Below are 25,620 nucleotides of genomic sequence, written 5' to 3'. Positions count from 1 at the left end.
TTATTTCGATAACAAGATCTGTGCGCGTTTGCGTGTTTTTTGCTGAGGAAGCCTGCTGTGTCCGACTACAAAGCCTTCTCGGGTAAGTGCCCAGACAGCCGCTTTCTGCTGTGCAGCACTGCTGCTGGCAGAAGCGCCGCGCAATTGCCGCCCCATCTAATCGCTATAAATGTGCCAATAGACGCAGGCAGCGCCCAGTCGCAACAGTATTTCGCGCGGGAGGCGCACTAGCCAATGGTTACTGGAGTGACTTCCTTAAGCGTGGTTCGTGATGAGTTATTCACCACCATCGATGAAGCGGAACTGAGTCTTGAACAGTTTATTGCTGAGCGTGATAACGGCAGCCTGTTGCAACAAGCAGTGGAAAACCTGCAGCAGGTGCGTGGCACGCTCAAGTTAATCGAGCTGGCCGGTGCCGAAATGCTCGCCCAAGAGGTGCTGCAGCAGGCCACCGACATTCCCGCCGGCGCAGGCGAGGAGCGTGACGGTCAGTTGTCGGCATTAAGCAACGCTTTGCATGTGCTGCGCCGCTATCTTGAAATAGTCGATGCGCACCGTCAGGAAGTGCCGGAGTTGTTGTTGCCGGCCATCAATGAATTGCGCCAAGCCGGTGCTCAGCCGGTGTTGCCAGAAAGCTTCTTTTTCAGCGTGCGCCTCGATCATGGGCGCCCCGCGAGCAATCCACCGGCGGTGGCCTTCGATCCGCGCAGTGTTGAGGTCAAGCGCCTGCGGCATATGTATCAGATTGGCCTGCTGGGCTTCTTGCGTGAGGAAAATTCCACCGCCAGTTTGAAACTAATGCTGCGCGCCATGGCGCGGCTCGACAGTTTGCTGGCCAATGACGAGCGCGGTCGGTTGTGTTGGATCGCCGCCGCGGCGCTTGAGGCGCAAGTCGATGGGCAGTTATTGCCGCGTAAAACCCGCAAGGTTTTGTTTTCCCGGCTTGATCGCGAGCTTAAGCAGCTGTTGCTTTCGGCCAGCTATGAAGCGCCGCGCAATCTGCTTAAAGAGTTGCTGTACCTGGTGGTGCTGGCCGACAGTCGCGGTGCGCGCGCCACGCAAGTGCGCGAAATCTTTAGCTTGTTGCCGCTGCCCTTTACCGATCACTTGCTGGAGGAGTCCTATCAGCGCTTGGCCGGCCCTGGACAGGCGGTCATGCGCTCGTTGTCCTCGGCCATTCGCGATGAGCTCAGCGGCCTGAAAGACCAGTTGGACCTGATTGAACGCGGCACGGTAAGTGCCGATGGCCTCAGTCATTTGCATGCGGTGCTGGGCAAAATGGCCAAAACCTTAGGCATGGTCGGTTTGTCTTCGGCGGGTAATGCCTTGCAAGCACAGTTGCCGGTAGTCACCGGCTGGATCGATCAAGCGCCGATTGAGCCCGGGCAACTACTGAAACTGGCGGATGCGGTGCTCTATGTCGAAAGCATGGTCGCTAGCCTCGATCACGACGCGCGTTACGACAGCCGTTCGAGCGAGGCCAAGCCCGGTGATGAGGCCACTTCGTTCGCCAATCACCAGCTAAACGAGGCGCGCATTGTCGTTATCGATGAGGCGCTGGGCGGTTTGGCGCTGGCTAAACGTTCGATTACCGCCTATCTCGAATCAAACGGTGAAAAGCTCAACCTGGCCAATGTGCCTTTTAGCCTGCAAGCCGTGCGCGGCGGGTTGTGGTTCCTTGATCAACCACGGGCCGCCGTGCTGGTTGGGGCTTGCGCCGATTACATCGAAAAACAGATGCTGGAAACCCAGCAGATGCCGTCCGAGCAAATGTTGGAAACCCTGGCCGATGCGTTGACCAGCTTGGAGTATTACCTGGAAGGCGGCGCGGTGTTGCGCCCTGAAACCAGCCCAAGTGTGCTCGATCTGGCGGCAGAAAGCGTCCGCGCCTTAGGTTTATCGGTGGCGGCCTGATGCCGGCGCGCTGGCAACCGGCGGTACTCGACAGCCGCGAGCCGGGCGGTTGGGTGCTGGCTCATTGTCAGCAGGATTTTCTGGCCGACAGCAATGGCGTGCTGTTTCCCCGTGAGTGGCTAAAGCGTCAGGATTTGCCGATCCTCGCCGAGCACGGCTTGGGCTATTTTGCCGGTGATCCGATCTATCTGCTCGAACTGCAGCAACCGGTCGAATTAGCCGGTTGTAGCTGGCAGGGCTTGCGCCAGTTGATGCTGCAAGGCGACGCCAGCACCTTCAAGATGCTGGGTTTTGCCAGTCAAATTGGTACTTGGGCCCGGCAACATCGCTTTTGCGGCAGTTGCGCCGGAGCCATGCAGCCGGTGGCCGGCGAGCGGGCGATGCACTGCCCAGCTTGCGCAATCCAGCATTATCCACGGCTGTCGCCGAGCATGATTGTGCTGGTGACCCGCGGCGATGAAGTTCTGCTGGCTCGCTCGCCGCGGTTTAACCAGGGCGTGTACAGCACCCTGGCCGGTTTTGTTGAGGCGGGGGAGTCGGTTGAAGACTGTGTCGCCCGTGAGGTGTTCGAGGAGGTCGGCCTGCAGGTGCAGAACCTGCAATATATGGCGAGCCAGGGCTGGCCGTTTCCGCACTCGCTGATGCTGGGTTTTCATGCCGAGTATGCGGCTGGCGAAATCGTTATGCAGGCTGAGGAAATTGAGGATGCGCGCTGGTTTGCCCTCGACGATTTACCGCTGCTGCCACCGCCGAGTTCAATTTCCCGTTACCTGATCGATTTGTATCTGGCGCGCCGCTCAGGCCAGCCCGAACCAGTGCTGCCAGGCTAGGCGCGCGGTTAAACCCAGAACTACCAGAATAAACACCGGGCGGATAAACCTATTACCGCCTTTGATCGCCGTGTGTGCGCCAATAAAGGCGCCGGCCATCAGCGCCAAGCCCATGCAGATGCCGAGCAGCCAAGCCACCTGGCCGCTGACAATAAACACCCCCAAGGCCACGGCATTGCTGACAAAGTTCATGCTGCGTGCCACGCCACTGGCGCGCAGCAGGTCGAGCGGATAGAGCAGCAGGCTGCTGACGGTCCAAAATGCACCGGTGCCCGGCCCGGCAACGCCATCATAAAAGCCCAAACTCAAACCTTGCGGCCACTGCCGGCCGGTGGCGATAACCTGTTGTTCTGAATGCTCGGTTGGCGTTGGCTGACTAAACAGCAGGTACAGGCCGCAGGCGAAGACGATCACAGGCAGCATCTGGTTAAGCCACTCGGCCGGCAACCAGTGGGCGAGCACGGCGCCCAACAGCGCGCCGATGGCCGTCGCCAACAAGGCATTGCGCCAACGCCTGGGTTCGAACAGCTTGCGTCGATAGAAGGTGTAGCTGGCGGTTGCCGAACCGAAGGTGGCGCAGAGCTTGTTGGTGCCCAGCACTAGATGCGGCGGCAAGCCGGCCGTCAGCAAGGCGGGAATCGTTAACAGGCCGCCGCCGCCGGCGATGGCATCAATAAAACCGGCCGTGAAGGCCACGCCGACCAGCAGCAATAGGGTAATGGGTTCTAGCGTCAGCTCGGGTGCAAACAGCATAAAAGGTCGACCTGTGTGTGTTTGTGCGTTCACGCCCTTGGCCGGGTGCCGGGTAGTTGCGCATAATGCCGGCTTAATTACCCAGAAGGAATTGAACCTATGCAGTATGACGGCCTGGCCTTGGGTGTTGCGCTGTTGGCATTACTGGCGCTGCTGATCGCGGCGCGGATCTTGTTCAATCCTAATTGGTTTATGGGCTGGCTGCGTGGCTGTTGTGGTTTGGCCTTTATTGGCGTGGCGGTTTTTATCGGTTTAATTGCCAATGACGTGCGCAGTTACCAGGCGTTGCCCCAGGACAAGCCGGTGCTTACCGTAAGTTTCCAGGCGCAGGGCCCGCAGAGTTACCAAGTTAACCTGCAAGAAGGCGCCAATGAGCGGCAGGTCAGCCTGGACGGTGATCTTTGGCAGCTGGATGCGCGCTTGTTGCAATGGAAAGGCTTGGCTGGCTTGATCGGTTTGCAGCCAGGCTACCGACTGGAGAAATTATCTGGGCGCTTTTTGGCCATCGAGCAACAAGACATGGCCCAGCATACAGTCGCCAATTTGGCGCAAAGCCCCTATGGCATCGACCTGTGGCGCTGGTTACGCGTCGGTCAGCATGATCTGTTTTTGCTGGATGCCAAAGCGCGGCGGGTGACCTATCTGCCCATGGCCGATCAGGCGGTGTATTCGGTGAGCCTGACGCCGACTGGGCTGTTGGCGCAGCCACTCAACCAGGTCGCAACTCAGGCGTTGAAAGACTGGCAATAAATCATTAGCAAATTCAGCAAATAAAAAAGGCGACCCGAGGGTCGCCTTTTTGCTCCGCGTGAGTTAGACCGAGATAATCCCAAGGGGAAACGTGAGATAAACCGGGATACGCTGGCATGGCGTGGGATTCGTCGCAGGCGGATTTGCAAAACTCTTGCAGCTAACACAATTCGAGCGCGGCGATTTTCTAGGCCGGATTTCCCACCTGCCGACAGCGGCGACTGGGTAGTTTTAATGCGGTTTAAATTACTTTAGGAAACCGCCGCGCAACACTGGCTCCGTGTTCAAAAGCACAACCAACCACGGAGCAAAACATGCACAAGTATAACCTCAAATACCCCTACACCATGCCCGGTGGCGCGCGTCTCGAAACCGTCGAGATTCGCCGCCTGACTCGTGGCGATATCCGCAAGGCTCACCACTACGCCAAAGACGATGACGTTGGCCAGGAAAGCTTCCTGCTGGCTGCGATGGTTGGCGTTGTGCCTGAAGATCTCGACCCAATGGACATTGCCGACTCTAAAGCACTGGTCGAGTTTTTTCGCAATATGGTGGAGTCTAAGGGCGACGCTACCAGCGACTGATGAAGCCCTTCTGTATTGGCTGCGCATGCAGCCATCAGAGATAGACCGGCTGGATATGGAGGACTACATGGATTGGGCTGACTTCGCCTTGCGGATATGGAAGGCCAATACCACTGAGTAAGCGCAGCACTCCAGCGCATCAGCGGCAATATCCAGCCACTCAACTGCCGCCGTCTGGCGGCAGTTGTCCTTCTGCCCTTCCGTAGACCTTCCCTGACCAGCTCAAGCCGCGCAGAGCGCGTCATTGAACAGGGAACTACCACATGGCAAACACCGTAATCGCCGGCCTCCGAATCGCCGCCTCTGCCACCGGCATGGGCGTGTTCGGCAGCGTCAAGAAAAGCATCCTAGGGCTTGAAAGCGTTACCAAAGATCTGCGCCTCAAACACGAAGAACTGGGCGCATCCATCAAACGCAACATGGGCACGCTCGCCCCACAAACCCTCGCCGCGCTGAACACCGAATACGTTCGCCTGGGGCAAAGTATCGACCGCGTGCGAGGCAAGCAGGAAAGGCTCCAGGAGCGTCTCGCCCGTCGTGACCAGTTGCGCAGCCAACGCGCCGATCTTCGCTCCGGCGTGATGGAAACACTGGCGGTTGGTGCCACGGCTGCGCTGCCGGTCAAACTGGCCATCGACTATGAGTCGGCGATGGCCGACGTGAAGAAGGTCGTTAACTTCAGCTCGCCGGATGGCTTCGGCAAGCTGAGCGGTGAGCTGCTGGAGCTGACCCGCACGCTACCCCTCGCCGGCACCGAGCTGGCCAAAATTGCCGCGAGCGGTGGGCAATTGGGCGTTGCCGAGCAGAATATCAAGCCGTTCACCGTGACCGTGGCGAAGATGGCCACCGCCTTCGACATGTCGGCCGAACTGGCCGGCGACTCCATGGCCAAGCTGGCCAACGTCTACCGCATCCCGATTAATCAAATCGACCGTTTGGGCGATGCCATCAATGAGCTGTCCAACAGCTCGCCCGCCAAGGCCAGCGATATCGTCAATGCCCTCGGGCGGGTCGGCGGCGTGGCCAAGGCGTTCGGCCTCACCGAGACGCAAGCGGCAGCGCTGAGCAATACCTTTGTCAGCCTGGGCAAGACGCCCGAGGTCGCGGGCACCGCCATCAACGGCATGCTGATCAAGCTGCAAACGGCAGACAAACAGGGCCTGGGCTTCCAAGACGCTCTGTGGTCTATGGGCATGAACGCCACCAGCCTCAAGCAGTCCATAGGTCGGGATGCCCAAGGCGCGCTCACCGGCTTTCTCAACACCGTTGCCAAGGTGCCGAAAGCAGATCGCATGGGCATCCTGGTTGACCTCTTCGGTCTGGAGTACGCCGACGACGTAGCCGTGCTGGCCGGTTCGATGGATACCTATGCCAGCTCGCTCTCCCTGGTGAAGGACGCCAGCAACTACAAGGGTTCGATGGAGAAAGAGTTCCAGGCCCGCGCCGCCACCACGGCCAACAACCTGCAACTGCTCAAGAACGGCCTTACTGAACTGGGCATCAACATCGGCTCCGCCGTGCTGCCGGGCCTCAATGAGCTGGTGGCAACCATTCGCCCAGTTATCACCCGCTTCGCCACCTGGTCGAAGGAAAACGCCGCCCTGGTCAGCGGCGTGATCAAGCTGGTGACCGGCGCGGTCGCGCTCAAACTCGGCTTTGTCGGCCTGTCCTATGGTCTCAGTCTGGGCGCTTCGGCGCTCAATGGTGTTGGCATTGCTATGGCGCTGGTATCCGGCAAAGCCACCTTGCTCAATCATGCCCTGGTCGGCACACGCCTAGCGCCGTTCATCTCCGGCATCGGCAGCCTGACCGCCATGCTGCCCAGTCTGTCCGGTGCCATGGCTGTGCTCGGTGGCGTAATCGCCGCAACGCCCATCGGCTGGTTGATTGCCGGTGTGGCGGGTGTCGCGGCGGCGGCGCTGCTGATCTACAAATACTGGGAGCCGATCAAGGCTTGGACGGGCGGCTTCTTCACTGGGCTGATGGAAGGCCTGAAGCCGATTGGCGATGCCTTCTCGACGGCTTTCGCACCCTTGATGCCGCTGCTCTCCAGCCTCGGTACCCTGATCCGCCCCGTGATTCAGTGGTTCGGCGAACTGTTCACCCCGGTGCAAATGACCGGCGATGCCCTCGGCCGCGCGGGTTCGTCGGGCATGCAGTTTGGCAGGACGGTGGGGGCTGTGCTGTCCGGCCTGATGGCACCGCTGCGCTGGGTACTAGAAGGCATCGGCGAAATCCCGAAAGCGTTCAACGGTGGGCTGGGCAGCATGGCGGCGCTGATCGTCAACTTCTCCCCGCTGGGCCTGTTCTACCGCGCCTTCTCCGGCGTCATGAGCTACTTCGGCGTAGAGCTGCCGGCCAAGTTCACCGACTTTGGCGGCATGCTGGTCACCGGCCTTATCAGCGGTATTTCAAACATGTCCACGTCACTGAAAGACAGCGTGGTTGGCATGGGAGACTCGATCAAAGGCTGGTTCACGGGCGAGGTGCAAATCAAGTCGCCCAGCCGTGTCTTCATGGGCTACGGTGCCAACATCAGCGAGGGCGCCGCCATCGGCATTACCTCGAAGGCTGCGCAGGTGCGCAAGGCGGCGCTGGGCATGGCAGCCGCCACGGCGGTGACCATGGGCATGCCGCAGTTTGCCGCCGCCGACTTGGCCGCTAGCACCCGTCCAGCGGCCTTGGCAGCGCCTGGGGCTGGTGGCGGCATGACCATTAACCTGACGCAGAACTTCACCCTAGGCGGCGCGTCCGGTGGCAACCTAGAGGCCCAAGCCAAGCAGGCCGCGCAAATCAGTTACGACGAGTTTCGGCGGCTGCTGGATCGCGCAGAGCGGGATCGGCGGCGCACTGCTTACTGACCAAATCGTGCGACGGCGCACGATTTTAAATGTTGCGTCAACGCAACATTTGGCTGAAAGCCCTCAGGTTAAATGTCCCGACGTCGAGACATTTGGAATGTTGCCGTCAACGGCAACTATGACTGAAATCAGCGTTCTGGTCATATGGTGCGACGGCCCACCATTTAAAATGCGGCGTCAACGCCGCATATGACTGAAGTCGTATTTCTGGTCATACCCGACATCGATGTCGGGTTTGCCGAATCTGAAAACCCCAACCCGTTTGGGGTTTTCTGCTTTCTGGGGGATGGGTTTCGGGGCTTGCGGGTGGGTTTGAGGCCAAACGGTTTGGGATTTTTCCGCACTGGTGCGGAAAAACTAGAAACGTTTCGACTTTTTCTATCGCGACAGGCCAGTAAACATGCGGTATTGCGGGGAGTGAGTCAGAAACGGTTTCTGAAAAAACTCCGCACCGTGCGGAGTGCTCACCGTGACTAAAATTGCCGACGTCGGCAGTGCAGAAAACAAGAGGTCTTGATTTTACTGGGCTGTAGCCATGTCGTCGGGGTGAAAACTCCTTACGTCGGCAGTTTTCGGCCTGCCAGTTCACTGAAGACAGTCTTCAGTCTCCGAAGAATAAAAATCCCGGACGGTAGGGGAAAGTTGGAAACAGGCTCAGTAGCCACAGCCCAGTAAATTCAGCGCCTACAGCGCGTTTCAATCTTCTTGGGACATTGTAAAAACTCCTGACAGTCAGGACTTTTCCAGTTTCGCCACACCGTCAGCACTGAAGACTGTCTTCAGTGCTGACGGTCAGCGGTTTGCTCAGCCTAGGAAAGTGCTAACCGTTAGCAGGTGTAGCCGACTGTCGGCTACACAAAATGACCTAACACGTTGAATATTAAGGCCCAGCAGTAGGTTATTAGCCGACCGTCGGCCATCAGAACTGCTAACAGTTAGCAGTTTTTCACCGCTTCAAAGTGCTGATGGTCAGCGGTGAGAACCGCGCCCGTCGCGGTGGCGAGCATACCCGACGGTCGGGTATTTTTCCGAACGTGTTCGGAGTCAACTGGCTAGTTAAGGCCTTAATCCATGGGCCTTTCAGCCTTATTTCACTCCGAAAGGTTCGGAGTTTTACCCCCGACCCTCAGGTATGCGCGGACGCTGCAAGCCGCGATGCTCGAGGTGAGACCAAAAGCGCCGACGTCAGGAGTTCACCGGAGCTACAACTATGTAAATCAAAGGCTTATGGCGATAAAAGTGCCGACGTCGGGATTTTTGGAACACCTGAGTAATGCATCGGCTATTGCCTTCCAAAAGCAGGGGTAATTTGGAACAGGTCGGCCAAGGGGCATTTAGGGGGTTCCAAGCTAAAACGGCAATCGATTGCCGTTTTAGCTTGCAGGCTCTGTGAGCCAGTGCTAGCCTCAGCTTCGTCACGGTAAATCCCGTGACCGGGTGTGGAAGCCCGAGCAAGCAAAAGGCGCACAAGCGCCACCGAAGAAATTGCAGGCGCTTTTTTTACGCCTACAAAAAACCTTATGGTGGCTGCGTGCGGGAGGGCTTCGGCCCTGCCGGGTCCCTTTTGCCCCGGTCTTCCACACCCGCACGTAGCCGCCACCCATCATGTGGAAGTGATGTTGGCGGTTCCTCAGCAAAAGGAGCCGATTCAATGAAACATGCCCAAAATCTGTTCACGCTTTCCAGCCGCATCGCCGCACACAAGAAAATGGCCTGCGCGGCCCTCTTCGCCGAGTCCAGCGCCCGCATCCGCCTTAAACGCTATCGCCACCATATGCACCGTGCCCGCTCCCTGGAGCTATTGGCCGACCTTGTGCTCATGCTACGCAAAGGCGGTGCTCAATGAACGCCGCGCAACTGCTGTTCACGTCCATCGTCTGCGGCGTCACTCTGCGCGTGCTGGGCTTCGCCGATAGAGCCTGGTTGGCTGCCGATGACTTGGCCAAGGTGCTGGAGTATCGCTCTTCCGACTCTGTTCGAGTCGCCTTTAGCCGCCACAAGGACGCTTTGGCAGCACATAGCGTGTTAGCTAAGATCGACAGCGAAGGCCACGAGGTGCGTTTGTTTGATTACGTCGCTGTGCGTTATTTTTGCGAGCATGCCAAACGCCCCGGCGCTGTTGCCCTATGGCGCTGGCTGAATGATGGAGGCATGGGCCGCACTATCGATTTAAGCGCATTCGAAGAGTACGCCAAGGGGCTAAAAGCGCCGATCACTCCAGCCACCGTAGATAACGTGGTGGCCTTCAAGGCACCAGACGCCACGTCGCCAGCAGGTCGCACCGAACGCCAGAAAGCCTACTGCCGCGAGCTGCTGAAAACCTTGCTGCGTTATGCCACCAAGGAAGAGACCGAGGAATTGGTGCACACCATCGAAACCGAGGTTATCGACCTGCTCAACCATCGCCACTGCCCCGGCCTGAACGATGCGCGATACGAGCTGTTCCGCCGTTTCTGGCTGCAAGGGGGTGACGTATGAGCGCCGTCCTGCTGGCTTTCCGCAGCCCGTTGACGCTGGCCAGGCGCGAGCCGGCCCTGGTTACGGTGGAGTATGTGAGCGCCACCGAGGATAGTAAAAAGCTGCTGCTGATCGACCGGGCATTGGGCACAGCCCTGGGCTACGCCGACCCGCTGGCAGCTATGGACGCCCTTTACTCCGCGCATGAAGAAGAGTTTGTCGGCCACTCGGGCATGATCCAGCCTCACCAGCCTGAACCCTCGGGCCGAGACGTCGTGCGAGTGTTCGACCTGGAGGGCGCTATGCGCATGTGCCGGCTTGCGCTCACACCTTTGTCCGGCGTGGTGTTTGGCAATATCAAGGGTACTGAGACAGGCTGTGCGGTGCGCGCCTTCGAATCGGCCAGCATGCTATCGGCGCAGATACTGCCGTTTCCGCTTGGCGGCAAGCCTGGAAGGGAGGAGCCGCAATGACTGCCTGCGTGATTCCCTTCCCCGCGAGCCGGGCAAAGCGACCGCCGTCCACTGACCCGCTGGACGCTCTGGCGGATCGACTCACCCGGAGCATCGCCGAGCTACCACCCGCCGATGCTGACGCCAGCACCCTCAAGCTGCTGCGCGCCATCGACACTAAGCTAGGGCGGTTAGTCAAAGCCCTTGAACCGCCACGCTAAGCCCATCATCCCTCCAAGCGCCCGCACTCCGGGCGCTTTTCGTTTGCAGTCTTTAAAGCCCATTAAGTATCCGGGGCTAGGCACTCTCGCCGATCATTTCCCCGCGGTTTTCCCTGTTTCGGCGCGGCGCGCTGAGCGGCCCTGAGAGCGCGTTCCGCGATTTGCGGTAGCGCATGGGCAAGCAACCGCCAGAACGCCGCCGTAAACGCTTTATAAAGCCGGCGTGCGGTGCTCGATGCAAAGGGGAGACGAAAAAAAGCGCGCCACTAAGGCGCGCCAAAAGAACCACACACGGAATGCGCCACCTGCACAGCAACGCAAGGCCACACGGTAAGGCTGGGTGTGGCAGGCGGCTCGTAATCCGGTTTATCAGGCCAATCAAGGGCAGGGGACATCCATGCGACCAAACGAGTTTGTAGATATGAGCCGATCCGGAGCGGTAAAGGGCTCCGAGCTGGCGGCGAGCATGGCAGCGGTCATTGGTGACCGGCTACGCAAGTGTGGGGTAGATGAGCACCGGGCTGACCGGATCGCCCTGGAGGTATTGGATGAAGTTCGCAGCCAATACGGCGGCCAAAACGTCTATTTTGCACGCGACACTCAGTCAAAAAGCTCAGCGCGGGACAACGAAATTTTCGACCGTTTCGACCGCAACGAACTGACCATTCCGGGAATCGTTGAGCAATATGGCATCAGCCTGCAATGGGCCTATCAAATCATTCGTAAGATTCGGGCTGCTCGGCGAGAAGAGCGAGAAGCCATCGCTGCCAAGGCTCGCGAACTCAGCCAGGAGCGCTGGAAACGTGAGGGAGGTATCGGCCATGACCTCTGATCTCAAAGTTTTCCAGATATTCAAGGCGGGCAGTCATACCACCATGGGTGGCGTGACTCTGGAGTTCACCGAGCACGATCTGGCCACAACTGTGGCGGTTTACCAGCCGACCAGAAACAAGGCACCTCTGTGCCTAGGGCATCCTGCCGACGATAGCCCAGCCTTTGGCGAGGTGGTTGGTATGTTCGTGAAGGATCGTGTGCTGTATGCGCAGGCCCGCGTCGGAGCGAAGCTAACCGACCTGGTGCGCGAGGGTAGCTATCGCCAAGTTTCGGCAGCCTTTCACCATCCTCTGCATCCTAACAATCCCCAGCCAGGCAGCTATTACCTACGCCATGTCGGCTTTCTGGGTGCGGTGCCACCAGCCGTCAAGGGGTTGGCCCGCCCTCAGTTCGCTGAGCCTGACGATGCCATTTGCTTTGCCGAGGGGTATGAGCAGAAGACCGCACTTGTCTCGGCTAAGAGCTTCTTGCGCGCAGGAGGATCGCTTGACGATGACCGGGCCACTCTTCACCGCCTCGCCCTTGACCATCAAGGGGCGAATCCAGAGCTGACCTATGGGGAAGCCATTCAACAAATACGCTATCTCGAAACCACCCTGCCAGTGAGTGCATCGCTTGATGAAGGCCGGATGGCTCTCCATGACCTTGCCCTCAATCACCAATTTGCATGCCCAGGGCTGAGCTATGGCGAAGCCATCCAGCACGCCGGGCACGTACTGACCTTCAACTGACAATCAAGGAATCACCACATGGATATTTCACAGAGCCTCACTGCCCTTAAATCCGCAATGGCGGACATCGACAGCAAGCTGGATGGTCTCAATGAAGAGCTGAGCGGCGTCGAGCACCAAGTCAGCGACCTACGCAAGGCCAAGGCCGATCTGTACGCCGCTCCGCTCCGGCTGAGCGACCACAGCCAGTATCTGAAAGAGGCTATTCAGCAGCATGGCAAGGGCGTCGCCAGCGTGTGGGCACGTGAGCGCTTCGGATGGTCGGCGTGCTATGGCACTCCGTATGCCGAAAAACCATGGGAAAGTTTTGAGGGCGTAGATGGCGTCTTCAAAGATATAGGCCAGATGGTATCTGCCGCCGGCGAAGCGACTAACACGTTCAAAATGCTGTGCTTCTTCACGCCGGATGCGGTGCATGAGAAGTTGATGGCGCGCCTTCACGAAGTGGTCGGTGAGAATATGTGGGGGAACCTGGAGCATCCGACCATTGCTGAACGCCGCAAGCTGATAGCCGAGATCGATGCCAAGGTGGAAGATCTAGGAGAACGGCGCGGGGAGTTGAAAACCGAGATTCAGGAAATCACTTCAGCCTTCAGTCGCTGACCAAAAACAACAAGCGGCACCTAGGTGCCGTTTGTTTTGTACTGCGCAATTCCTTTGCTCATTCTGCAATACTCGCGAAATCGATTCATCTCACCGAAAGCCGCGAATTTTTCGCGCGCGGCGTCATCCGCGCGCTTACGAGAGGAAGCCGCCATCGACGTTCAGCGACACGCCGGTGGTGTAGCTGGAGGCGGAGCTTGCCAGATACAGCACCGCACCGGCCATTTCGCTTGGGTCGGCGACGCGCTTGAGTGGAATGCGCTGCAGGGCGATGTTCAGGATGCTGTCGTTCTTGGTCAGGGCCGCGGCAAATTTGGTATCGGTCAGACCCGGCAGCAGGGCGTTGCAGCGGATATTGAACTGCGCGCACTCCTTGGCGAAGACCTTGGTCATGCTGATCACGGCCGCTTTGCTGACCGAGTAAATGCCTTGGAATTCGCCCGGCGTGACGCCGTTGATCGAGGCCACGTTGATGATGCTGCCGCCGCCGCTTTCGCGCATCAGCTTGCCGCCTTCAATCGACATAAAGTAGTAGCCGCGAATATTAACGTCGACCGTCTTCTGGAAAGCCGACAGGTCGGTATCCAGCACATTGCAAAACTGTGGGTTGGTGGCGGCGTTATTGACCAGGATATCCAGGCGGCCAAACTTCTCCCGAATTTGCGCAAATACGCTCTGAATCTGCTCCATTTCGCCGATGTGGCAGGCGATGGCGGTGGCTTGACCACCCTCGGCGATGATGGCATCAGCCACACCCTGGCAGCCGTCGATCTTGCGGCTCGAGACGATCACATGGGCGCCTTGCTGGGCCAGCAGTTTGGCGATGGCTTCACCAATGCCACGGCTGGCACCGGAAACGAAAGCGATCTTGCCATCAAGGTCGAACAAGTTGGTTTTGGACATGCGCTGCTCCTGATTGAGTGGGCTTAACGGTGTGCGTCTTACAGGCGCGATTGCTTGATGACCTGCAGGCTCATCTGTTCGAGCAGTTTGTTCATGTGCACGAACTGCGCGAAGCGTTTGTCCTGGGTCTGGCCATGATAGAAGCGGTAGTAAATCTGCTGGACGATGCCGGCCAGGCGGAACAGACCGTAGCAGTAGTAAAAGTCGATGCAGTCGATTTTTATCCCGGCCCGTTGTGCGTAGTAATCGGCAAATTCTTGGCGGGTCAGCATGCCCGGCGCGTTGCTCGGCTGGCGGCGCATCAGCTGTACCGGGGCAGGGTCGCTGGCCTCGATCCAGTAAGCCAGGCTGTTGCCCAGGTCCATCAGCGGGTCGCCCAGGGTGGTCAGCTCCCAGTCCAGCACGCCGATGATCTGCTGTGGATTGTTGGGGTCGAGCAGCACGTTATCGAAGCGGTAGTCGTTGTGTACGATGCTTGCGCGCGGATGATCGGCCGGCATCTTGGCGTTCAGCCAGGCCTTAACCTCGGTCCAGAGTGGCGCATCCGGGGTCAGGGCTTTTTCGTATCTGTCGCTCCAGCCACTGATTTGCCGCTGCACATAGCCTTGCGGCTTGCCCAAATCGCCAAGGCCGCAGGCGTTGTAATCAACCTGGTGCAACTCCACCAGCTTGTCGATAAAGCTTTCGCACAGTTGGCGGGTTTGTTTGGCGTCGAAATTCAATTCGCTGGGCAAGTCGGCGCGCAAGATGATGCCGTTAACCCGCTGCATCACATAAAACTCGGAGCCAATCAGCGACTCATCGGTGCAGTGCACATAGGCCTTTGGGCAGTAGGGGAAGCCGGTATTGAGCTGGTTGAGAATGCGGTACTCGCGACCCATGTCGTGGGCCGATTTGGCCTTGTGACCAAAGGGCGGTCGGCGCAGTACCAACTCGCGCTCGGGATATTGCAGCAGGTAGGTCAGGTTCGAGGCGCCGCCTGGGAACTGACTAATGACTGGCGTACCGCTCAAGCCATCAATATGCGCTTTGAGGTAGGCGTCAATAATGCCAACGTCGAGTTCTTCGCCTGCGCGGATAGGTGTGGATTGATCAGTAAGCGCCATGCTTATCCCTTTTGCTTATGATGGGGGCTTGAGATTATTGGTTAATCTAATGCTGCTCAGCCTAGCTCACAAGCTGCGGTTGCTGTTATTGGTGAGCGTGTTGCAGCGTAATCAGTCGGCTGGATTGATGGATTAAGGTTTTCCAGGCGAAAAAAAACCGGAACCCAAGGGCTCCGGTTTTTCAGCGGCCAGTAACAGTCAGAAGCTTAAACTGGGAAGAGTTCGCCCAGTTTCATAGCCAACATCATGTCGCCTTCAGCGCGCAGTTTGCCGCCCATGAATGCTTGCATGCCGTCGGTTTCGCCGGTGGTGATGCCGCTCAGGGTTTCGGTGCTCATGATCAGGGTAACGTTGGCAGCAGCCGACTCACCTTGGCTCATTTCGCAAGCGCCATCTTTAACGGTCAGGAAGAAGTTTTCGCCGTCTTCGATGTTGAAGCCAAATACCAGGTCCAGGCCAGCAGCAGCGGCAGCGTTGAACTTGGATTGCATGGTTTGTGCGATATCAGCAACTGAGGTCATGGTTCTATCCTTTGGTTTCAGGTTTTGTTGGCGACCTTGCGGGTCACAGTGAGCTGGAGCTCATCGAAAGGTGATGAGCTCCGGCGCCTTTAACAGCTGTAAATGCACCTGGCTGTTAAAGGAAGCTAGGGCCACTTCAGTCGCGCGAAACTTCAAGCGGCTGAGTGAGGTATTGACGATTTGCCAGTTAAGCTCGAAAGCCTTCTCGGCCGGTACCGCCGTAATCAGGCGCAGCATGGCCGTAATAGTACCGCCGGAGGTGAACACCGCGATGTTATCTTTGCTTTGCGCTTGTATCAGTATGCGTTGCAACCCGTCGGCAACCCGCTCAACAAAGCTGGTCCAGCTTTCCAGGCCGTCGGCCGGGTAATCGCCACTGACCCAGCGCTGAATGATTCGCGCAAACAGGCGCTGAAATTCCGCCCGATTTTGTGGGCCGTTGCGCAAAATCGCCAGTGCCTGTGGCTCTTCTGGCAGCAGTCCCGGCAGCAAACTGCGAACTACCGCATCGGCATCGAACTCATTAAAAGCACTGTCGATTTCAAGGCTTGGGGCCATCCAGCCGCTCGCGCTGAGTTGGTGCAGTGTGTGTTTGGCGGTGTCTTGCTGGCGGCGTAAATCGCCGCTCAAGCAACGGTCAAAACGGATCTCCAAATCGCTCAGGTGCTTGCCCAATACTTCGGCCTGGCGAATCCCGATGGGCGAAAGCACATCGTAGTCGTCGGCGCCGAATGAGGCCTGGCCATGTCGAATTAGATAAATACTGCCCACGTTTTGGATTGTCCGTTGGGGGTAAAGTGAGCCGAGGTTATGGGGATAGAAACAGCCTGTCAACGTAAAAACATACGCTTGTTTGAATTGCTCGAGCAGAGACTTGCTGAATAGGTTTGCGGCTGGTCGACGGCCGGTAGCGCCGGTATGCTGAGTGTCTAGTGTCGTCGCCGCTAAACGCGCTGATATGGATAAAACGAAAGGGGATATGTGTGGAGTTTTTTGCTGAATATGCAGGTTTTTTGGCCCGCACCGTCACAGTGGTGGTTGCTGTGGTGTTGGTGCTGCTAGTGATTGCCGCGTTGCGCGGCAAAGGCCGCCAGGGTGGTCGCGGTCATTTACAGGTGCTAAAGCTCAATGATTTTTACCGCAGCCTGCGTGAGCGTCTGGAGCAGACGGTGCTCGACAAGCAGGAGCTGAAGGCACTGCGCAAGCTTGAAGGCAAGCAAGCCAAACTGAAAAAACGCGCTGGCGATAAAAAAGCCCGTGTCTTTGTGCTGGATTTTGATGGCGACATCAAGGCCTCGGCCACCGAGCATTTGCGCCATGAGATCACCGCGTTACTGGCCATCGCCACCGCCCAGGATGAAGTGGTATTGCGCCTGGAGAGCGGCGGCGGCATGGTCCATAGTTACGGGCTGGCATCTTCGCAGCTGGCGCGGATTCGCCAAGCCGGTGTGCCGCTGACAGTCTGCGTCGACAAGGTGGCGGCCAGTGGCGGTTATATGATGGCCTGCATCGGTGAGAAAATTCTCAGTGCACCCTTTGCCATACTCGGCTCGATTGGCGTGGTGGCACAGGTGCCGAACGTGCACCGCTTGTTGAAAAAACACGAGATCGATTTTGAAGTGCTGACAGCCGGCACCTATAAGCGCACCTTGACGGTGTTTGGCGAAAACACCGAAAAAGGTCGGGAGAAATTCCAGGAAGACCTGGAAACCACTCATACCTTGTTTAAAGGTTTTGTCTCGCGCTACCGGCCGCAATTAACGATAGATGAAATCGCCACCGGCGAGGTGTGGCTCGGGCTGGCGGCATTGGACAACAAGTTGGTCGATGAACTGAAAACCAGCGATGAATACCTCGGTGAACGCGCCCGCGAAGCCGAGTTGTTCCACCTGCATTACGCCGAGAAAAAGACCCTGCAGGAGCGTTTCGGTATGGCGGCCAGCGTGGCCATTGACCGGGTGTTACTCAATTGGTGGAGCCGACTTAGCCAGCAACGCTTTTGGCAATAAAGCCGTGTTGAGCATTAGCACCACTGAATAAAAGAAGGAGAACCGCATGACTAGTTTTCAAGCACTGGTGGTGAGTGAACAAGCCGATGGCCACTTTGTTTCGCAGGTGCAGACCCGCGAAGTGGCTGACTTGCCCGCCGGCGAAGTATTGATCCGCGTGCAGTACTCCTCCTTGAACTACAAGGATGCGCTGTCGGCCAGTGGCAATCGCGGGGTGACCAAGCGCTATCCACATACTCCAGGCATCGATGCGGCGGGGATTGTTGAGCAGTCCAGTGCTAGCGAGTTTGTTGCCGGCGATGAGGTGATAGTCACGGGTTACGATCTGGGCATGAACACCTCCGGTGGTTTTGCCCAGTACATTCGGGTGCCGGCGGCCTGGCTACTGAAGCGCCCGCAAGGCTTGTCACTGCGTGAGGCGATGCTCTTGGGCACCGCCGGGCTGACGGCGGCGCTCTGCGTGGCCAAGCTGGAGCAGGCCGGGCTCACTCCGGACGCGGGCCCGGTCTTGGTCACCGGTGCTACTGGCGGTGTTGGCAGTATTACCGTGGCCTTGCTGGCCAGCCTGGGCTATCAGGTGGCGGCGGCGACCGGCAAGCCTGAACAGGCTGAGTATCTAAAGAGCCTCGGCGCTACGCAGATAGTCAGCCGCAGCAGTCTGCTGGAGGGTACCGACAAGGCCATGCTCAAACCGCAATGGGCGGGGGCGGTGGATACCGTCGGCGGCGATATCTTGTTTAATGTGGTTAAAGCGCTGCACTACGGCGGCAGCCTGGCCTGTTGCGGGCTGACTGCTGGCATTGGCTTTAACGCCAGCGTGTTGCCGTTTATCTTGCGCGGGGTCAACCTGCTCGGGGTTGATTCGGTCGAGCTGCCCTTGGTGGTCAAGGCCTCGATGTGGGACAAGCTGTCGTTGCAGTGGAAACTCAGCAACCTGGAAAGCTTGGCTCATGAGGTGACGCTGGCGCAGGTACCTGCGGCGATTGAGCAAATGTTGGCGGCTAAGAGCAGCGGCCGAATCTTGGTTAATTTGACCTGAAGCTGGGTGCGGCTGGTTGTTTTAATTAAGCCACCACGCAGAAAAAAGCCCTGAACTTCAGGGCTTTTTTGCAACTAGCGGGTTGCTACACAGGCATTAACAGGTCGTTGAAAAATGTAGCGAGCGACGGCTAGGCAAGGCGAAGTCAGCCGCTACGCAGCGAAGCGGAGTAACAGCCGCAGGCTGGCCTGCAGGGCGAACGTAGTGAGTCAAAAGCGCAGTGTACGAGTAGTACATGAGCATTTTGAGGCTGATTTCAACGCCGCATAGCCGAGCGCAGTAGTTTTTCAGCGGTCTGTTAAGCGCGGCGGCGAAACAGCGGCAGTGGCTGGTCGCTTGAGGCCTGGTAAACGTGGGTGAATTCGCTAAAGGCTAGCAAGGCGTCTTCAACGTTCATGTCCGCGCGCAAGGCGAAGGCATCGAAGCCGCAACGCTTGAGCGCAAACAATTGATCGCGCAACACGTCGCCAATGGCGCGTACTTCACCCTGGTAGCCGTAGCGCTGGCGCAACAGGCAGGCGGTGGAGCAGTGGCGGCCATCGGTGAAGCTGGGGAAATTCAGGGCGATGACCTGGAAGTTACGCAAATCCTCGGCGATTTCCTCGATTTCCTCACCGGCTTCCAGCCATACACCCAAGCCACCATCACGGGCTTTCAGCGCATTCGAGTGCTCGACCCACAGCGCCAGCGGCACAATGATGTCGTCGCAATTGGAGATGCCGTCGAGGCTCGCGTCCTTGGGTAGCAGGTGCCAGGTCTCGTCGATGATCTGGCCGCTTTTAATGATTCGCTGCATATACGCGCTCCTTGAATGGGTCGATACCGATACGGCGGAAAGTATCGAGAAAGCTTTCTTCGGGGCTGCGTTGCTCGATGTAGACATTGATGATTTTCTCGATCACATCGGCCATATCCTCTTCGGCGAAGGATGGGCCGAGGATTTTAGCCAGGCTGGCGTCGCGGCCCGAGCTGCCCCCTAGGGAGACCTGATAGAACTCTTGGCCTTTTTTGTCGACGCCGAGAATGCCGATGTGACCGACGTGGTGGTGACCACAGGCGTTCATGCAGCCGGAGATATTCAGCTCCAGCTCACCGATGTCAAACAGGTAATCCAGGTTGTCGAAGCGCCGTTGAATGGCTTCGGCCACCGGGATCGACTTGGCATTGGCCAGCGAGCAGAAGTCGCCACCCGGGCAGCAGATCAAGTCGGTCAAGAGACCAACGTTAGGCGTGGCAAAACCCAGTTCGCGCAGCTCACCCCATAGGGTAAACAACTGGGTTTGTTCAATGTCGGCAAGGATGATGTTCTGGTTGTGGCTGTTGCGCACCTCGCCAAAGCTGTAACGCTCGGCCAGGTCGGCAATCGCATCCAGTTGCTTGTCGGTGACATCGCCGGGCGCGGTGCCGGTGGGTTTTAGCGACAGTGTCACCGCCACATAGCCGGGTTTTTTGTGGGCGAAGGTGTTGCGCTGACGCCAGCGGGCAAAGCCTGGGTGCTCGGCGTCCAGGGCGCTCAACGCGGCCTGTTGGTCTACCAGTGGTAGATACGCCGGATCGACGAAGTATTGGGCGACGCGCTGTACTTCGGTGTTGTCCAGGGTGGTTGGACCATCTTTAATGTGCGCCCACTCGGCGTTGACGCGCTCGGCAAACACCTCAGGGGTCAGCGCCTTAACCAGAATCTTGATCCGTGCCTTGTACTTGTTGTCGCGCCGGCCATAACGGTTGTAGACCCGCAAGATGGCCTCAAGGTAGCTGAGCAGGTGCTGCCACGGCAGAAACTCATTGATAAAGCTGCCGACTATCGGCGTGCGGCCCAAACCGCCACCGACCGACACGCGGAAACCCAGTTCGCCGGCGGCGTTGTGCACGGCCTCCAAACCGATGTCATGCACCTCGATTGCGGCGCGGTCGCTGATCGAGCCGTTGACGGCGATCTTGAATTTGCGCGGCAAGTGGGTGAATTCGGGGTGGAAAGTCGACCACTGACGGATGATCTCGCACCAAGGGCGCGGATCAATCAGCTCATCCGCGGCCACACCGGCAAACTGGTCGGTGGTGGTGTTGCGGATGCAGTTGCCGCTGGTTTGGATCGCGTGCATTTGCACGGTCGCCAACTCGCCAAGAATAGCCGGCACGTCTTCCAGCTCGGGCCAGTTGAACTGTACGTTCTGGCGGGTACTGATGTGCGCATAGCCCTTGTCGTAGTCGCGGGCGATCTTGGCCAGCATACGTACTTGGTTTGAGCTGAGCAGGCCGTAAGGCACGGCAACCCGCAACATCGGCGCGTAACGCTGAATATAAAGGCCATTCTGCAGGCGCAGTGGGCGGAAATCTTCGCCTGACAGCTCGCCAGCCAAGAAGCGCCGGGTTTGATCGGCGAACTGCTTAACGCGGTCCTCGACGATCTGTTGGTCGTACTGGTCGTATACGTACATGAAATGTCCTGTTTTCAGGCTGCTACAGCTGATCTGCGCGCACGGCCGCGCACTCCCTAAATTGGAGCGGGGGCACGATACCAGCTCAGGGTTATGCGCAAAAGTGATGTTTTAGTATATGGCCCGAACTTCGAGTGCTAACCAATCAGCGGCCGGGCTTGAGCAAGCGGCTGCCGTGGTCTTAACTGCAAGGGCAAGTGGTCGACAGCGGCCACTATCACAAGAATAACTACCTCCAAGGGGACGCCATGACTGATCACTCTGAGCCCGATAATCGCGATAGCGTGGTCGATGCCCGCGCTATTTTTGTTTTGATCCTGTTAGTGGTAGTCACCGCGGTTTACTGGGTCAGCCATCAATAAACGTCGCTTGTAAGCCTTTAAACGCCGCCCTTGGTCAGCTGCCAACGGCGGCGTTGTTGTTTTACCGTACTATGTGGCGATGGTTGCATAAGGCCACTAGTAAGGCCGCGACTTTTACCAACTTGTTCATGGGTGCTGAAATTGAAATGCGTTGTACGCTGGGGCTTTGCCTTGTGCTTGATGCTGGCGGGCGGTTTTGCCGGCGCGGCCAATGTGGTGTTTCTTAACCCCGGCAAATCCAATGAAGCTTACTGGGTCAGCTACACCCAGTTTATGCAGGCTGCCGCCGCTGATCTGGGCATCAACTTGCAGGTGCTGTATGCCGAGCGCGATCCGCCCAAGATGCTTGAACAAGCGCGGGCCGTGCTGCAGGGGCCACAGCCCCCGGATTACCTGGTCTTCGTCAATGAGCAATATGCCGGGCCGGAAATTTTGCGGCTGTCCAAAGGCACCCAGGTCAAGCTGTTTGCGGTTAACAGCACCTTGACCCCAGACCAGCAAAGCCTGATCGGCCAGAGCCGAGAAAAATACCCCAACTGGATTGGCAGCCTGGTGCCCAATGACGAGGAGGCCGGCTACATCATGGCCAAGGGTTTGATCACACAGGCGCAGCGCGTCAACTCCCAGGCGGCGCTGCAGATGCTGGCGTTCTCCGGGGTCAAGCAAACGCCGGCAGCGCAGCTGCGTGAGCGTGGCTTGCAGCGCGCCTTGGCCGAACACCCGCAAGTACGGCTACAGCAACTGGTGAACAGTGAGTGGAATCGTCAGCGCGCCTATGAGCAAGCGCAAGTGTTGCTGCCGCGCCATCCGGGGGTCAGTTTGATTTGGTCGGCCAACGACGAAATGGCTTTCGGGGTTATGCGCGCGGCGCAAGAGCTGGGCAAAACGCCGGGGCGGGAGCTGCTGTTTTCAGCCTTGAACAACTCGGTTGAGGTGCTGCAAGCGCGTCTCGATGAGCGCGTCAGCGTACTGGTCGGTGGGCACTTTACCGCGGGTGGCTGGGCGCTGGTGCTGTTGCACGACTACGACGCCGGGCTGGATTTTGCCCAGCGCGGCGGTAAAGACCGGCAAGACCCACTGTTTATGCGTTTGGACAAACCCCAGGCGGCGCAGCTGCTCAAACGCATTAAAGAGCAGGGCTATGGGCTGGATTTTCGCCGTTTTAGTGCCGTTACTCAGCCCCAGATGCGCGACTACCACTTCTCACTGCAAGCCTTGCTCGACTAGCGGCCAGGGGCCTAGAGCAAGTCCACGCCAAAGCGTTTAACCAGCAGCGCAAACAAACCGAAGCAAACGCTGCTGATAACTGCGCAGGCCAGCAAGGTGGGCCAAAACCCCCAGCGCGGTAGCAACAGTGGAAAGGCCAGAAACATCGGCAGCGTTGGCACTACATACCAGAAGGTGTACCAGGCGTGGTTGGCGATTTTTTCGGCTGATTGGTTTTCCAGGTACAGCCAGATCAGGCTCAATATGGTGATCAAGGGCAGCGCGGCAACCAGACCGCCGAGTTTGTCGCTGCGCTTGGCCAGCTCGGAAACCAGCACCACCACCAGCGCGGTGAGCGCGTATTTGCTGATGATCCACGCCATTGGCAGCTCCCGTTACGCTTGAGTGACTGAACGTTGTTGAGCCTTGTTGCATCAAACCTGTTCGTGCGACATCGCCCAGACGGCAGCCTCTACCCGTGAGCGCAGGCCGAGTTTGTGCAGCAGGTTTTTCACATGCACCTTGACCGTGCCCTCGGTGATGCCCAGTTTGCGGCCGATCATTTTGTTGCTGTTACCGCCGGCGATCATGCGCAGTACTTGCTGCTCACGTTCGGTCAGTTCGACCTGATTGGCTGCTTGTGGGTCGCGCAGGGCTTGGGCCAATACGCGGGTCAATCCTGGGCTGATCACCAGTTCACCGTGCAGGGCTTCGCGCACCTGCTGGATGAGTTTTTCCGGCTCCATGTCTTTCAGTAGGTAGCCGTCGGCGCCAAAGCGCAGGGCGTCGCGCACGTCTTTCTCGGCATCGGACACGGTAAACAACAAGACCTTGCCGCTGTAGCCAATCTGCCGCAGGCGCTTGAGGGTTTCGATGCCGTTGAGTAGCGGCATGTTGTTGTCGAGCAAAATCAACTGCGGTTGCAGGGCCTCCAACAACGCTAAAGCTTCTTCGCCGTTATTGGCCTCGCCGACTATTCGAAAGTCGTCCTCTAGCTCCAGTAATTGGCGAATGCCACGGCGCATCATCGGATGGTCATCGACCAACATCAGGCGAAAGCGTGGGTCGGTGTCGGGGCTGTTCATAGGGGGGATTCCTCTGCATGGCGACCGAGAAATCCCGGTTGAAATCTTAAATGGATGCGGGTGCCGTGAGGCTCGCAGGCGCTAACCTGGAGTTGCCCCTGCAGGCTGCGCGCCCGTTCTTGCATGATGGTAAAGCCGTGGTGTTGGCGCGGGTCGCTGCTTGGACCTATGCCGCAGCCGTCGTCCTCGATCAGCAGTTCGATGTGCTCGCCCTGTTGGCGCAAATGCACCCGCACCTGCTTGGCGTGGGCGTGGCGGGCGCAGTTGGACAGCGCTTCGCGGGCGATTTGCAGCAGGTGAATCTGTTCACTGGCATCCAGGGTAAAGGCCAGGGGTTCGACCTGCAGTAGCACCTCAAAATTGCCCCGTTCGGCAAATTCGCGCACCGTATCGTCCAGCGCCTGATCCAGCCCGCTGCCCTGAATTTGCAGGCGAAAGGTGGTCAGCAGTTCGCGTAGTTGGCGGTAAGCGTTGTTGATGCCCTCGCGGATTTCCTCGCTGACGGCAAATAATTGCTCGGCGGACTCGCCCCGGCGCATCAGGGTTTGCAGGCGGCTGACTTGCAGTTTCATATACGACAGGGCCTGGGCCAGGGAGTCATGCAGCTCGCGGGCGATGATGGTGCGCTCTTCTAGCAGCAGCAAGCGGTGGTCCTGCTCACGCTGACGTTCCAGGGACAGGGCGGTGCCGACCAAATCGGCGAGCGCCTGGATCAGTTCGGTTTCCCAACTCAACGGCCGATGACCATCGTCAAAGTTGGCGCGCAGCTCGCCGAGGCTGTTGCCCTGGTTGTTGATCGGGTAGGTCTGCAGGTTTGGCTGTTGCAAGCGCTCGCAGGTGGCGCAGTCATTGCGCGAGCAGATTTCCCGTAGCTCGCTGCCGTGCAGGGCGATCAGCTGTTCGGCGGGGGTGTTAGGGCTGCCGTGCAAGCACAGGGTCAGGCGCAGGCCGGGGATCAGGGTCTGGAAATTGTCGATCAGCAGGTCCAGCTGCTCGGCACTGCTCAGCGTGCTGGCCAGGTGCCGGCTGCTGAGAAACAGCAACTGCAGGGCGGCATTGGCCTGGGCCAGGTTGGCGGTTTTCTGTTCGACACGGCTTTCCAGGGTGCGATGGGATTCTTCGATGGTATCGGCCATGGCGTTAAAACTCATGGCCATCTGCCCCAGCTCGTCCTCGGACTGAAACTCGACCCGTGCCGAGTGATCGCCTGCGCGAAAGCGCTCGGCGGCGGTGCTCAGATACTGCAATGGATTGATCACGTTGGTCTGCAGTTCATACATGCCAATCAGCAGAATCAACACCGTGATAAACAGCGCCGCGCCCTGAATGTTTTGTTGCCAACCCTGTTTGCGTTCGCTGCTTTGTTGCAGCAACAACACGAAGCGGCTCAGTTGTTCGACGAAGTTATCGGCCTGGCTGAGAAACAGTTGCGGGTTGCCGGCGGCCAAGGCCGGCCGTAGTTCCTGCTGCCAGCGCTGTTGCAGTTGCAGGTAAGCGCTGCGTAATGGCGCCTGCGGATCGCTTTCTAGCACCTTGTGCAGGTCTTGGCTGTTGAGTCGCTGTTCGAGGTTGGCCACCTGCGCCTTGATCTGCTCGGCCGGCGCCTGGGCCTGGAGTTTCCAGCTCAAGCTATAAGTCGCCATGCGCAAGGAGCCGGCGGTATTGATGGCGGCGGCGTCGTCCTCGCTGAGCCAGGCGATCAAGCCGGCGCTCATGGCGCTGGATAACGCCAGTACGGCAATCAGCAACACCGCGAGGCCGGCCCGGGCTGGCAGTGAGCTGCGCAACCATTTCAGTACCAGCATGGGTTTACTACCTCTAATGATTTGGACTTGGCGAAAGGGCTGCCAAGGGTTCTTCTTTGTTTGTCTAACATATTGTTTATAAAGCATTTTTTGTTAAATGTCGGAGCTATCACTTAAGAGGTAGAGCGGCTAAGGGTAGGACATGGCGGCGGAGCT

General features: G+C 58.3%; 26 protein-coding genes. 16 read left to right on the top strand and 10 right to left on the bottom strand.

Annotated elements, in window-relative coordinates:
• Positions 1-234 precede the first annotated feature (234 nt).
• Complete coding sequence (locus Q8R10_RS17000) at positions 235-1,914, top strand: ferrous iron transporter B (RefSeq protein ID WP_305655032.1); 1,680 nt, start codon at positions 235-237, stop codon at positions 1,912-1,914.
• The gene (gene nudC, locus Q8R10_RS16995) at positions 1,914-2,744 is read left to right on the top strand and encodes an NAD(+) diphosphatase (protein ID WP_305655031.1); all 831 of its coding nucleotides are present in this window, start codon (positions 1,914-1,916) and stop codon (positions 2,742-2,744) included. Before Q8R10_RS17000 ends, nudC begins: the two co-directional genes overlap by 1 nt.
• Here the strand turns inward: nudC and Q8R10_RS16990 are convergent.
• Entirely contained in the window at positions 2,712-3,497 is a 786-nt protein-coding gene (locus Q8R10_RS16990) for a TSUP family transporter (protein ID WP_305655030.1), read from the bottom strand. The genes nudC and Q8R10_RS16990 overlap by 33 nt on opposite strands.
• A gap of 99 nt (positions 3,498-3,596) precedes the next feature.
• On the opposite strand from Q8R10_RS16990, the gene Q8R10_RS16985 reads away from it, so the two are divergent.
• The 11 genes from Q8R10_RS16985 (at position 3,597) to Q8R10_RS16935 (ending at position 12,990) form a co-directional block, all read left to right on the top strand.
• On the top strand, positions 3,597-4,247 hold the full coding sequence (locus tag Q8R10_RS16985) for a hypothetical protein (protein WP_305655029.1): 651 nt from the start codon (positions 3,597-3,599) through the stop codon (positions 4,245-4,247).
• A gap of 314 nt (positions 4,248-4,561) precedes the next feature.
• Positions 4,562-4,831, top strand: a complete 270-nt coding sequence (locus Q8R10_RS16980) for a phage tail assembly protein (RefSeq protein ID WP_305655028.1) — start codon at positions 4,562-4,564, stop codon at positions 4,829-4,831.
• Positions 4,832-5,094: 263 nt separating this feature from the next.
• Positions 5,095-7,692, top strand: coding sequence for a phage tail tape measure protein (locus Q8R10_RS16975; RefSeq protein WP_305655027.1), 2,598 nt, complete (start codon positions 5,095-5,097; stop codon positions 7,690-7,692).
• 189 nt (positions 7,693-7,881) lie between these two features.
• Entirely contained in the window at positions 7,882-8,169 is a 288-nt protein-coding gene (locus Q8R10_RS16970) for a hypothetical protein (RefSeq protein WP_305655026.1), read from the top strand.
• A 1,174-nt stretch (positions 8,170-9,343) separates the two neighbouring features.
• Entirely contained in the window at positions 9,344-9,538 is a 195-nt protein-coding gene (locus Q8R10_RS16965) for a hypothetical protein (RefSeq protein WP_305655025.1), read from the top strand.
• Positions 9,535-10,170, top strand: a complete 636-nt coding sequence (locus Q8R10_RS16960; protein ID WP_305655024.1) for a hypothetical protein — start codon at positions 9,535-9,537, stop codon at positions 10,168-10,170. The genes Q8R10_RS16965 and Q8R10_RS16960 overlap by 4 nt, the downstream gene beginning before the upstream one ends.
• Positions 10,167-10,622, top strand: coding sequence for a hypothetical protein (locus Q8R10_RS16955; RefSeq protein WP_305655023.1), 456 nt, complete (start codon positions 10,167-10,169; stop codon positions 10,620-10,622). The genes Q8R10_RS16960 and Q8R10_RS16955 overlap by 4 nt, the downstream gene beginning before the upstream one ends.
• On the top strand, positions 10,619-10,822 hold the full coding sequence (locus Q8R10_RS16950; RefSeq protein ID WP_305655022.1) for a hypothetical protein: 204 nt from the start codon (positions 10,619-10,621) through the stop codon (positions 10,820-10,822). Before Q8R10_RS16955 ends, Q8R10_RS16950 begins: the two co-directional genes overlap by 4 nt.
• Positions 10,823-11,243: 421 nt before the next feature.
• Complete coding sequence (locus Q8R10_RS16945; protein ID WP_305655021.1) at positions 11,244-11,654, top strand: Mor transcription activator family protein; 411 nt, start codon at positions 11,244-11,246, stop codon at positions 11,652-11,654.
• Positions 11,644-12,387 (top strand): hypothetical protein, encoded by a 744-nt coding sequence (locus tag Q8R10_RS16940; protein ID WP_305655020.1) that lies wholly within the window; start codon positions 11,644-11,646, stop codon positions 12,385-12,387. The genes Q8R10_RS16945 and Q8R10_RS16940 overlap by 11 nt, the downstream gene beginning before the upstream one ends.
• An 18-nt stretch (positions 12,388-12,405) precedes the next feature.
• The gene (locus tag Q8R10_RS16935; protein WP_305655019.1) at positions 12,406-12,990 is read left to right on the top strand and encodes a hypothetical protein; all 585 of its coding nucleotides are present in this window, start codon (positions 12,406-12,408) and stop codon (positions 12,988-12,990) included.
• A gap of 135 nt (positions 12,991-13,125) precedes the next feature.
• Here Q8R10_RS16935 and Q8R10_RS16930 read toward each other — a convergent pair whose 3' ends face one another.
• The 4 genes from Q8R10_RS16930 to Q8R10_RS16915 form a co-directional block, all read right to left on the bottom strand.
• The gene (locus tag Q8R10_RS16930; protein WP_305655018.1) at positions 13,126-13,893 is read right to left on the bottom strand and encodes an SDR family oxidoreductase; all 768 of its coding nucleotides are present in this window, start codon (positions 13,891-13,893) and stop codon (positions 13,126-13,128) included.
• A gap of 38 nt (positions 13,894-13,931) precedes the next feature.
• A complete protein-coding gene (locus Q8R10_RS16925) occupies positions 13,932-14,999 on the bottom strand; it encodes a phosphotransferase family protein (protein ID WP_305655017.1) in 1,068 nt (355 codons plus the stop codon).
• A 206-nt stretch (positions 15,000-15,205) separates the two neighbouring features.
• Complete coding sequence (locus Q8R10_RS16920) at positions 15,206-15,520, bottom strand: SCP2 sterol-binding domain-containing protein (RefSeq protein WP_305655016.1); 315 nt, start codon at positions 15,518-15,520, stop codon at positions 15,206-15,208.
• A 60-nt stretch (positions 15,521-15,580) separates the two neighbouring features.
• On the bottom strand, positions 15,581-16,291 hold the full coding sequence (locus Q8R10_RS16915; protein WP_305655015.1) for a histidine phosphatase family protein: 711 nt from the start codon (positions 16,289-16,291) through the stop codon (positions 15,581-15,583).
• Between the two features lie 212 nt (positions 16,292-16,503).
• Here Q8R10_RS16915 and sohB point away from each other — a divergent pair, with 212 nt between their 5' ends.
• Both sohB and Q8R10_RS16905 read left to right on the top strand, forming a co-directional pair.
• Complete coding sequence (gene sohB / locus Q8R10_RS16910; RefSeq protein ID WP_305655014.1) at positions 16,504-17,529, top strand: protease SohB; 1,026 nt, start codon at positions 16,504-16,506, stop codon at positions 17,527-17,529.
• A 46-nt stretch (positions 17,530-17,575) separates the two neighbouring features.
• On the top strand, positions 17,576-18,568 hold the full coding sequence (locus Q8R10_RS16905; RefSeq protein ID WP_305655013.1) for a YhdH/YhfP family quinone oxidoreductase: 993 nt from the start codon (positions 17,576-17,578) through the stop codon (positions 18,566-18,568).
• A 298-nt stretch (positions 18,569-18,866) separates the two neighbouring features.
• On the opposite strand, the gene Q8R10_RS16900 is transcribed toward Q8R10_RS16905, so the two are convergent.
• Positions 18,867-19,364 (bottom strand): DUF934 domain-containing protein, encoded by a 498-nt coding sequence (locus tag Q8R10_RS16900; RefSeq protein WP_305655012.1) that lies wholly within the window; start codon positions 19,362-19,364, stop codon positions 18,867-18,869.
• Entirely contained in the window at positions 19,348-21,006 is a 1,659-nt protein-coding gene (locus tag Q8R10_RS16895; RefSeq protein WP_305655011.1) for a nitrite/sulfite reductase, read from the bottom strand. The genes Q8R10_RS16900 and Q8R10_RS16895 overlap by 17 nt, the downstream gene beginning before the upstream one ends.
• A 494-nt stretch (positions 21,007-21,500) precedes the next feature.
• On the opposite strand from Q8R10_RS16895, the gene Q8R10_RS16890 reads away from it, so the two are divergent.
• Positions 21,501-22,595, top strand: a complete 1,095-nt coding sequence (locus tag Q8R10_RS16890; RefSeq protein ID WP_371133364.1) for an ABC transporter substrate-binding protein — start codon at positions 21,501-21,503, stop codon at positions 22,593-22,595.
• A gap of 11 nt (positions 22,596-22,606) precedes the next feature.
• Here Q8R10_RS16890 and Q8R10_RS16885 read toward each other — a convergent pair whose 3' ends face one another.
• Genes Q8R10_RS16885 through Q8R10_RS16875 form a run of 3 tightly spaced genes read right to left on the bottom strand, consistent with a single transcriptional unit; the run spans position 22,607 to position 25,464 of the window.
• On the bottom strand, positions 22,607-22,957 hold the full coding sequence (locus tag Q8R10_RS16885) for a DUF3147 family protein (protein ID WP_305655010.1): 351 nt from the start codon (positions 22,955-22,957) through the stop codon (positions 22,607-22,609).
• 51 nt (positions 22,958-23,008) lie between these two features.
• Entirely contained in the window at positions 23,009-23,659 is a 651-nt protein-coding gene (narL, locus tag Q8R10_RS16880) for a two-component system response regulator NarL (protein ID WP_305655009.1), read from the bottom strand.
• Positions 23,656-25,464 carry a histidine kinase gene (locus tag Q8R10_RS16875; protein WP_305655008.1) on the bottom strand — a complete coding sequence of 603 codons (1,809 nt, stop codon included), beginning with the start codon at positions 25,462-25,464 and terminating at the stop codon, positions 23,656-23,658. Before Q8R10_RS16875 ends, narL begins: the two co-directional genes overlap by 4 nt.
• Positions 25,465-25,620 lie beyond the last annotated feature (156 nt).

It is taken from the genome of Pseudomonas sp. (genome assembly GCF_030698175.1).
Taxonomy (GTDB): Bacteria; Pseudomonadota; Gammaproteobacteria; order Pseudomonadales; family Pseudomonadaceae; genus Aquipseudomonas.
The sequence above is the reverse complement of the archived record's forward strand: the minus strand, read 5'-3'. Positions and strand labels throughout refer to the sequence as shown.